This is a genomic window from Clostridium fessum, assembly GCF_027698965.1.
Lineage (GTDB): Bacteria > Bacillota > Clostridia > Lachnospirales > Lachnospiraceae > Otoolea > Otoolea fessa.
In genome coordinates this window covers 61,954-70,988 of the sequence record NZ_JAQEQF010000013.1, presented here as the reverse complement: position 1 = coordinate 70,988, position 9,035 = coordinate 61,954, and the positions used below count along the sequence as shown (strand labels likewise).

The window sequence follows — 9,035 nt, the reverse complement described above, 5'->3', positions numbered from 1 at the left end:
CTTCTCTGGCCGTCGCGGTTTCCCTGATAGCCGCTTCTCTGTCCATCACGGTTCTCCGCTGGAGCTGCGCTCTTAGCCGGCTCTGCGGTCTGCTCTGCACTTGCTGCTGCCGGACGGCTTGCCGATGCGCCGGTCTTGGCTGCGTTTCCTGTATTGGCCTTGCCTGCCGGACGGCTTCCTCTCTGTACGCTGTTCTGCGGACGATAAACCGCTGCAATCCGCTTTTTCGGCGGCTCAGTTGTCTTCTCCGCCTCTTTCTTCTCTGCCTCTAACGGCTCTTTCTTTATATCTTCCACTCGATTTGTTTCCGCCTTTCCTGTATCTGTCTTTGACGCTGTCGTCTGTCTCTTTGCTCCTGCAAGGAAACATCTGACTGCTTCTGCCTGTTCCTCCGTCACCTTGGAAGAATGGCTTTTTACGTCAAAATGATTTTTCTGCAGTATCTCTAAAACTTCTTTATTTGATTTGCCAATCTGTTTTGACAACTCATTAACTCTCATGTTTTGCTACCTCCGTTCCGGCACTGCCTTCCCGTTCTGCATAAGCTCCTAAAAGAGCCCGCCCAGAAAAGCGTTAATCATCTAACTTCTCTCTTAACGCCTTTGCAAAACCGGAATCCAAAACGGCCAGAGACGCTCTCATCTCTTTTCCCATCGCGTGTCCCAGCTCTTCTTTCATGCCGAACTGGTACACGGGAACCTTGTAGTATGCACATGAATTTTCAAACATCTTTTTTGTATTGTCCGACGCTTCTTCTGACACGATCACCAGATACGCTTTTCCACTCTTGATCGCTTTCTCGGTCATGAACTCGCCGCTTGCCGTCTTACCGGCGCGCGTCGCCAGTCCCAGAAGATTCAGCACCTTTTTACGATTCTCCAAACTGCTCCATCTCCTTTTCCAGCGCCTCATAGACTTCCTTCGGAATCGCCATCTTGAGCGACCGCTCCAGTCCTTTGCTCTTTACCGCCTTTTTCCAGCAGTCCATCGAAGGACAGAGGTAGGCGCCGCGTCCATTCCTACGGCCTGTCGCGTCAATCTCGATCGTATCGTCGGCTGTCTTTAAAACGCGGATCATTTCTTTTTTGCTCTTCATTTCTCCGCATCCGATGCACTGTCTGAGCGGCACTTTCTTTGCTCCCACTGTCTATCACTTCCATTTCTGTCAAATCCCGGTTCTGCTGCTTTCTTTCTGCCAAATCTGCTCGTTCCGCCCGAAATCAGCATCCCCGCACATTATCTGTCAGGATTATTCCTGCTCCGCTGCCGGCTCTTCTGTGCCCTCAGCCGCCTCATTTTCTGCTGCCTCGGCTGCGTCTTCCTCTGCCACGCTGATCAGCGGGTCATCGGTGTAGCCCTCGAAGCCTTCCTCATAACCGCTCTCAAGCTCATCTAAAAGACCGGACTCTCTTGCCTGTGTCTCGCTCTTGATATCGATCTTGAAGCCGGTCAGGCGGGCTGCCAGGCGTGCATTCTGACCCTCTTTACCGATTGCCAGGGAAAGCTGGTAATCCGGAACGATCACCTGTGCCTCGCGTGCTTCCTCATCTGCTGCAACCAGGATAACCTTTGCCGGGCTTAACGCGTTCTCAATCAGGAATGCAGGGTTGTCATCCCAGTTGATGATATCGATCTTCTCACCGCGCAGCTCATTGACAACCGCGCTGACACGCGCGCCGTTTAAGCCGACACATGCACCGACCGGATCGACGTTCGGGTCGTTGGAGCTGACTGCCATCTTCGTACGGGAACCTGCCTCACGTGCGATCGCCTTGATCTCTACGGTACCGTCTCGGACCTCGGCAACCTCAGACTCAAAAAGGCGTTTTACCAGATCTGGATGGCTTCTGGATACGGTGATACGCGGGTCGCGCTGTGTCTCTTTTACTTCGATGACATACAGTTTGATACGCTCGGTCGGTTTGAATACCTCGCCCTTTACCTGCTCACTCTCGTTCAAGATCGTGTCGATCTTGCCTAAGTTGATGCTGATGTTGCGTCCTACATAGCGCTGTACGATACCCGTTACGATATCTTTCTCTCTGCAGTGCCACTCCTCATACAGGGCGTTGCGCTCTGCCTCACGAAGCTTCTGTAAGATAACATTCTTCGCGTTCTGAACGGCGATACGTCCAAACTCCTTGGAATTGACAGAGAACTGAACGATGTCGCCCAGCTCATACTTGCTGTTTAAGAGCTTTGCCTCTGCCAGGCTTACCTGGGTCATCGGATCCTCTACGGTCTCCACAACCTCACGCTCTGCCACGATGGAAAAATCTCCTGTTTCACGGTTGATGTTTACCTTGACATTATCTGCCCGGCCATAATTGTTTTTGTATGCTGTCAGCAGAGAATTTTCAATCGCTTCTAAAAGAACATCTTTGCTGATATTGTTTTCTTTTTCCAGCAGATTTATTGCCTCAATCAACTCTTTATTCATTTTATTTTATCTCCTCCTACCGTCTAAAAATCAAAGGCTAAACGAATCAAAGCAATCCCTGATTTTTCAAATGTACGCTCGCTGCCGTCCTCCATCGTGAGTGTCACGGAATCCGCGTCATAGGACGTAAGCGTTCCTGTAAATTCCTTCTGTTTGTCGATCGCTTTATACAGGCGGATCTCCACATCTTTGCCGATGCTTCTTGCAAAATCTTTCTCTTTCTTCAGAGGACGTCCCAGTCCCGGAGAACTCACCTCCAGTATATAGCTGTCCTCGATGAAATCTTCCTTATCCAGCCATTCACCAAGCAGACGGCTGATTACCTCGCAGTCATCAACGGTAATACCGCCCTCTTTGTCAATGTAGCACCGCAGATACCAGACGCCGACCTCACGGACATACTCCACATCAACCAGCTCAAACTGATGCTGCTCCAGAACCGGCGTGATCCACGCCTCTACCCGTGCTTCGTACTGCTCTCCCTTTGCCACACCCCCACCACCTTTCTATGAAATTAGAAAGAGTGGACTTTTTTGTCCACTCTTTCCAGTCAGTCTATTATGTTATCGTGCCTAGTATAACATGCTTTTTTCGGAAGTTCAAGAGGTATTTCCTATTGTTTCTTTTTATTTACCGAATACAGCCTCATAATCTGCTTTGAATTTCTCGATACCAGCATCGGTCAGCGGGTGTTTTACCATCTGCATCAGAACCTTGAACGGAACCGTTGCGATGTCAGCGCCAGCCTTCGCGCACTCGATGATGTGCATCGGATGTCTGGTGGAAGCACAGATAATCTCGGTGGAAATCTCCGGATAATTGTCAAAGATCTCTACGATATCGTAAATCAGGTCTGTACCGTTGGTGGAGATGTCATCCAGACGGCCTAAGAATGGAGAAACGTATGTAGCGCCTGCTCTTGCAGCCAGAAGTGCCTGGTTGGCAGTAAAGATCAGGGTTACATTGGTCTTGATGCCCTCAGCGGACAGAGCTTTCACAGCCTTTAAGCCCTCGGTAGTCATCGGGATTTTAACAACCATGTTCGGATGAATCTTAGCGATCTCACGACCCTCGGCGATCATATCCTCTGCCTTCACAGTCGTAGCCTTAACCTCACCGGAAATCGGTCCATCTACAATGCTGGTAATCTCTTTGATAACCTCATTAAAATCACGGCCTTCTTTTGCAATCAGAGACGGGTTTGTGGTAACGCCACAGATAATACCCATATCATTCGCTTCACGGATCTCATCAACATTCGCGGTATCAATAAAAAATTTCATTTCCCATATCCTCCTAATTTTTATAAGATAGATAGCCAGTATCTCCTATATCTACTATGCATAAGTATACCATACTTGTCCCATCTATTTCCATACTTGAATCTATATTTTACAAATTGTTACTGTTCACGCATACGTGCCCAGTAACGGAATTTGCCGTGGCTTCGCATTTAAATACGGCAAATTCCTGCTGCCACCACGTTTTCTTACGGCACTTTCGGTTTCAAAAGTGCCTACCCGTGAACAGTAACTATAAATTTCCTTGTCCGTAATACGCCCCCGGGCCATGCTTCCGCAGATAATGTTTATCCTGCAGGCACTGCGGCGCTTCCTTCACATCCGGATTGATCATCTCGCAGCGCGCCGCCATCTTGGCAACCTCCTCGAGTACAACCGCGTTGTGAACCGCCTCATGCGCATCCTTGCCCCAGGTAAACGGTCCATGGTTCTTGCAGAGCACACATGGCACCGCCATCGGGTCGAGCTTCCTCTCCTCAAACAAATCTGCAATCAGCACGCCTGTGTTCCACTCATAATTCTTTAATTCTTCCTCATTTAAGTTTCTCGCGCATGGAACGGAACCATAAATATAATCTGCATGGGTCGTTCCGTAGCACGGAATGTCGCGTCCCGCCTGCGCCCAGGAAGTCGCCCACGGGCTGTGCGTGTGAACCACGCCGCCGATCTTCGGAAAACGGTTATAAAGAATCAGGTGGGTTTTTGTATCAGAGGACGGATTCAGCGTTCCCTCAACGCGGTTTCCTTCCAGATCCATGACAACCATATCATCTGGCGTCAGTTTGTCATAGTCCACGCCAGACGGTTTGATGACAAACAGCCCCTTCTCGCGGTCAATCCCGGAAACATTGCCCCAGGTAAAGGTAACCAGACCGTATTTCGGAAGCAGCATATTGGCTTCGTATACTTCTTTTTTTAATTCTTCCAGCATCGATTAAAACCTTCCTTCTACGGCGCCTCTCTCGGCAGCCAGACCATTGATATAGCTTGTCATAAACGCATTGAAGCCCTCGACATCCTTTGCATCCGGCTCCATCGTCTCCGCCTTTGCATCTGCAAATACCTGCTCATTTAAGTAATCGGACAAGCTCTGTCCCGGCTTCTTATCCTTGCGGTATGCCGCCAGAACCGCGATACCCCAGGCACCGCCCTCACCGGCTGTCTCCATAACGGATACCGGCACATCAGCCGCTGCCGCCATGATACGCTGTCCAACACCCTTGGTCTTGAAGAATCCGCCGTGGCCCATCAGTTTATCCAGTGTCACGTGCTCTTCCTTGAACAGAATGTCCAGACCATATTTCAGGGTTGCCAGGGAACTGTATAAGTGGGTACGCATGAAGTTTGCCAGCCCCAGCTTGCTGTCGGGATGGCGCATAAACAGCGGGCGTCCCTCCTCGAAGTCGGTGATCGGCTCGCCGGAGAGGTAGCAGTAGGACATCAGTCCTCCGCAGTCTTCATCGCCCTCAAGCGCCTTGCGATACAGGGTTCCAAACAGGGTGTTGCGGTCTGTTTTCTGACCCATCAGCTCATAGAACTCTTCAAACAGACCTACCCAGGCATTCAGATCGGAGGTACAGTTGTTGCAGTGAACCATACCGACCAGATGGCCGTCCGGCGTAGTTACCATGTCAATCTCCTGGTGAACCGTCTCCAGAGTCTTTTCCAGAACAACCATCGCAAACACGGAAGTTCCGGCAGATACGTTACCGGTGCGGACTGCCACACTATTGGTTGCAGTCATACCGGTTCCTGCATCGCCCTCCGGCGGGCACAGCGGAATGCCAGCTTCCAGATTGCCGCTCTCATCCAGCAGCTTCGCGCCTTCCTCAGTCAGCGTTCCCGCCTCATCGCCAGCGCTCAGAACCTCCGGCAGAAGGTCGCGCAGCTTCCACGGATATCCCTTTGGAACCATCATTTCTTCGAACTTATCCAGCATTTCAGCATCATACTGTCCGGTTGCCGGGTCGATCGGGAACATACCCGAAGCATCGCCGACGCCAAGTACCTGCTTACCGGTCAGTTTCCAATGTACATATCCGGCTAAGGTGGTCAGGAAATGCACGCGGGATACATGCTCCTCGCCGTTGATTACCGCCTGATACAGGTGTGCAATACTCCATCTCTGCGGGATATTGTAGTTAAACAGATCCGTCAGGCGTCTTGCTGCCTCGGCGGTCATCGTATTTCTCCAGGTACGGAACGGAACGAGCAGTTTTCCGTCCGCATCAAATGCCATATAGCCGTGCATCATGGCGCTGACGCCCATCGCACCAACCTTTTTAAGCGTTAAACCGTATTGTTTCTTCACATCGGCAGCCAGATCCGCGTAGCAGTCCTTTAAGCCTTTCCAGATATCTTCCAGGGAATAGGTCCAGATACCATTTTCCAGACGGTTTTCCCACTCATAGCTCCCCTGCGCGATCGGCGCGGTCGTGCCGTCCGTCAAGACTGCCTTGATTCGGGTCGAACCAAATTCAATTCCGAGCGCTGTATTTCCGCTCTCTATGTCTTTCTTGATCTCTTCCGCACTGCGGCCCATATCCATCCTCCTCATTGTAGCAAAAAGCGCACCGCCGCCGGAATTTTCATCCCCTTGGCTGCGGCACGCCCCGTCATTCATAACTATTCTATTTTCACAGTTGTGGCAAAAACTTATGCAGTTACGTCTTTTTCAAAAATTTTTATCTTTCAAACGCCCTATTATTTCATAAAGAATTTCTGTAAATCAGCCTCTGTCGTATCTTCGCCGATTGTAATTAACTCGGTACCGGTTAGACGCGCGAACATAGCGATGTCATCTCTCGTCAGAGCGGTAGATACAACGGAGTGATGAGCGCCGCCTGCGTAGCACCATGCAGCCGTACCGATCTGGAAGTTCGGTTTATGACGGTACATAATTCTCGCCACCGGAAGTTTTGGCATCGGTTTCGGCTGTTTTACAAGCTCAATATCTGCACAGATGATGCGGAAATGGTCGCCCATATCTACCATCGTTACCTGGATACCATCGCCGGTCACGCCGTCGAAGATCAGTCTTGCCGGATCCTCCTTGCCGCCGATACCCAGCGGAATTACATCAATCTCCGGTTTGGTTGCTGCAAATGCCGGCGGAACCTCCAGCATATGGGAAGCTAACTCTAACTCCTGTCCCGGAGTCAGATCGTAGGTATAATCCTCGATAAATCCGGTTGCTCCCTCTTTGCCCTCGGACATCTTCATCAGGACTGCCGACAGAGCAGAAATCTTGTAATCGCCCTCCGGACCAAAGCCGATGCCTTTGCCCATCAGGTTCTGTGCTGCGATACCCGGAAGCTGCTTTAAGCCGTGCAGATCCTGGAATGTATCAGCGAATGCGCCGATTCCGTTCGCGGAGAGAAATTTTTCCAGACCTACTTCATATTTAGCCTGCTCGCGGACAGAATCAATGCGGTCGGTCTTCATTGTATACTTATCGGTATACTCTTTCATCTTCGCGTCGATCTCTTCCTCGGTTACCTGGTTGATGATGTCAACCAGATCGCCCAGTGCGTAATAGTTACACTCCCAGCCGTATTTGATCTGGCTCTCTACACGGTCACCGTCAGTAACCGCTACATGACGCATATTGTTGCCGAAAGAAGCTACCTTCAGGGACTTGGAGTAGGCGATTGCCTTTGCTACGGATGCAAACTGGCGAATCTTTGCTACTACCTCATCATGCTTGTAATAACCAGCTACTACCTCATGTGCGATACCCATTCTTGCAAGGATGAAGCCGTACTCACGGTCACCATGTGCAGACTGGTTCAGATTCATGAAATCCATATCGATCTCGTCATACGGAAGCTTCTCATTTGCCTGTGTATGTAAATGAAGCAGCGGTTTTCTTAATTCCTGCAGACCCTTGATCCACATTTTTGCAGGGGAGAAGGTATGCATCCATGTGATAACGCCGACGCAGTCATCATCATTGGAAGCTTTCCGCATATCCTGAATACAGATTTCAGAAGTCTCTACGGTTGGAAGAAGTTCGATCTCTGCCAGATCGCCCAGCTTTCCATTCAGGAACTCAACCATCTGACGGCTGTCTTCTGCAACCTGTTTCAGGCATTCCTCTCCGTATAAGTCCTGGGAACCCACAATAAAGTATAACTTTTTCATTTTAATCTGCCTCCTTGTCATTTTCAATGTATATCCCGAACCGAATTTCCGTTGTTAAACATCACCGGAAACCGATACGAATACTTCTTTTCCTGCCAATCCGAATCCTCTATCATCCGCAGAAGATTGCGCGCTGTCAGCCGCCCAAGATTGTACTTGGGATGAATCACGGACAGGATCGTGAGATCCCCCTCCTGCACCGGTCCAGCATCATCAAATGATACCAGGGAAATATCTTCCGGCACGCGCAGTCCGCGGTCCTTTAAAAAATCCATATAGCTGCCCGCTACCTCGTCGTTGTAGAGGATCATCGCGGTACAGTCCTTCGTCCGGCGGTACATCCGCTGGAGTCCTTTTTTGCTTAATTTTTCTTCCATATCCCGGGTCGAATACCAGCGGATCCAGTCCTCCTGGAAATCGATCCCGAAATCCGACAGGCACTCGATAAAGCCGCGGTAACGCTCGATCCCCTGCCAGTCATCGTATTTGAAAATACCGCCGATCCGGGTATGTCCGTTCTGTATCAAAATCCGCGTCAACTCATAGCCCGCGCGCGCATCCGACATCTCCACGCTGTCAAACGTCTCATTCTGGTAATGATTGTGAATAAACAGCGTCGGAATATTTCTCCGCCGTATCTCCTTGTAAAGCCGCAGATTCGGATTCGGGAAACTGGAACGCGTCCCCTCGATGATGAGTCCGGACACATTGCGCCCCAGCATCCCCTTGAGATACAGGGCCTCATCATTTAAGCGGTTACGCGTGACCGAAACGCTGATCTCATAACCTTCCTCCCGCAGGACGGACTCGATTCCCTCGTACACCTGCGGAAACAGGTAATCTGAAAAATAACTGAGAATCAGTCCGATGCGGGGACGTTCTTCCTTATCCTTCTCCGGCGCATAGGAAACGTATGTGCCGCTTCCCTTGACCCGGGCAATCAGCCCGTCCTGCTCCAGGCGGTCGAGCGCGTTGCGGACCGTCTGGCGGGAGTATCCAAATTTATTCTGGAGCATATGCTCGGATGGAAACTTGTCCATATTCCGGAGCACCCCGCTCATAATCAGCGTCCGACCCCAGTTGTAGAGCTTCTGATATTTAAGTCCACCCTGATTCCGGCTGCTGTTCTCCCTCATACTGTAACCTCCAGA

10 protein-coding genes are annotated in these 9,035 nt (G+C 50.5%); all 10 read right to left on the bottom strand.

What is annotated here, in order from left to right:
• Positions 1-500: translation initiation factor IF-2 N-terminal domain-containing protein (locus PG862_RS14095; protein ID WP_270707826.1), on the bottom strand; the 500-nt coding region annotated here is incomplete at its 3' end.
• 73 nt (positions 501-573) lie between these two features.
• On the bottom strand, positions 574-882 hold the full coding sequence (locus PG862_RS14090) for a L7Ae/L30e/S12e/Gadd45 family ribosomal protein (RefSeq protein ID WP_107000578.1): 309 nt from the start codon (positions 880-882) through the stop codon (positions 574-576).
• Positions 869-1,144 (bottom strand): RNase P modulator RnpM, encoded by a 276-nt coding sequence (gene rnpM, locus PG862_RS14085; RefSeq protein WP_117796229.1) that lies wholly within the window; start codon positions 1,142-1,144, stop codon positions 869-871. Before rnpM ends, PG862_RS14090 begins: the two co-directional genes overlap by 14 nt.
• 105 nt (positions 1,145-1,249) lie before the next feature.
• Entirely contained in the window at positions 1,250-2,440 is a 1,191-nt protein-coding gene (gene nusA / locus PG862_RS14080; protein WP_118468288.1) for a transcription termination factor NusA, read from the bottom strand.
• 23 nt (positions 2,441-2,463) lie between these two features.
• A complete protein-coding gene (locus PG862_RS14075; RefSeq protein WP_022358582.1) occupies positions 2,464-2,931 on the bottom strand; it encodes a ribosome maturation factor RimP in 468 nt (155 codons plus the stop codon).
• Positions 2,932-3,066: 135 nt separating this feature from the next.
• A complete protein-coding gene (gene fsa / locus PG862_RS14070; protein WP_022358583.1) occupies positions 3,067-3,723 on the bottom strand; it encodes a fructose-6-phosphate aldolase in 657 nt (218 codons plus the stop codon).
• 250 nt (positions 3,724-3,973) lie between these two features.
• Positions 3,974-4,672 carry an L-ribulose-5-phosphate 4-epimerase gene (locus PG862_RS14065; protein WP_107000582.1) on the bottom strand — a complete coding sequence of 233 codons (699 nt, stop codon included), beginning with the start codon at positions 4,670-4,672 and terminating at the stop codon, positions 3,974-3,976.
• A 3-nt stretch (positions 4,673-4,675) separates the two neighbouring features.
• Positions 4,676-6,283, bottom strand: a complete 1,608-nt coding sequence (locus PG862_RS14060) for a xylulokinase (RefSeq protein WP_118570687.1) — start codon at positions 6,281-6,283, stop codon at positions 4,676-4,678.
• A gap of 161 nt (positions 6,284-6,444) precedes the next feature.
• Positions 6,445-7,884, bottom strand: a complete 1,440-nt coding sequence (gene araA, locus PG862_RS14055; protein WP_270487509.1) for an L-arabinose isomerase — start codon at positions 7,882-7,884, stop codon at positions 6,445-6,447.
• Between the two features lie 23 nt (positions 7,885-7,907).
• Entirely contained in the window at positions 7,908-9,020 is a 1,113-nt protein-coding gene (locus tag PG862_RS14050) for a GntR family transcriptional regulator (protein ID WP_107000585.1), read from the bottom strand.
• Positions 9,021-9,035: the final 15 nt, after the last annotated feature.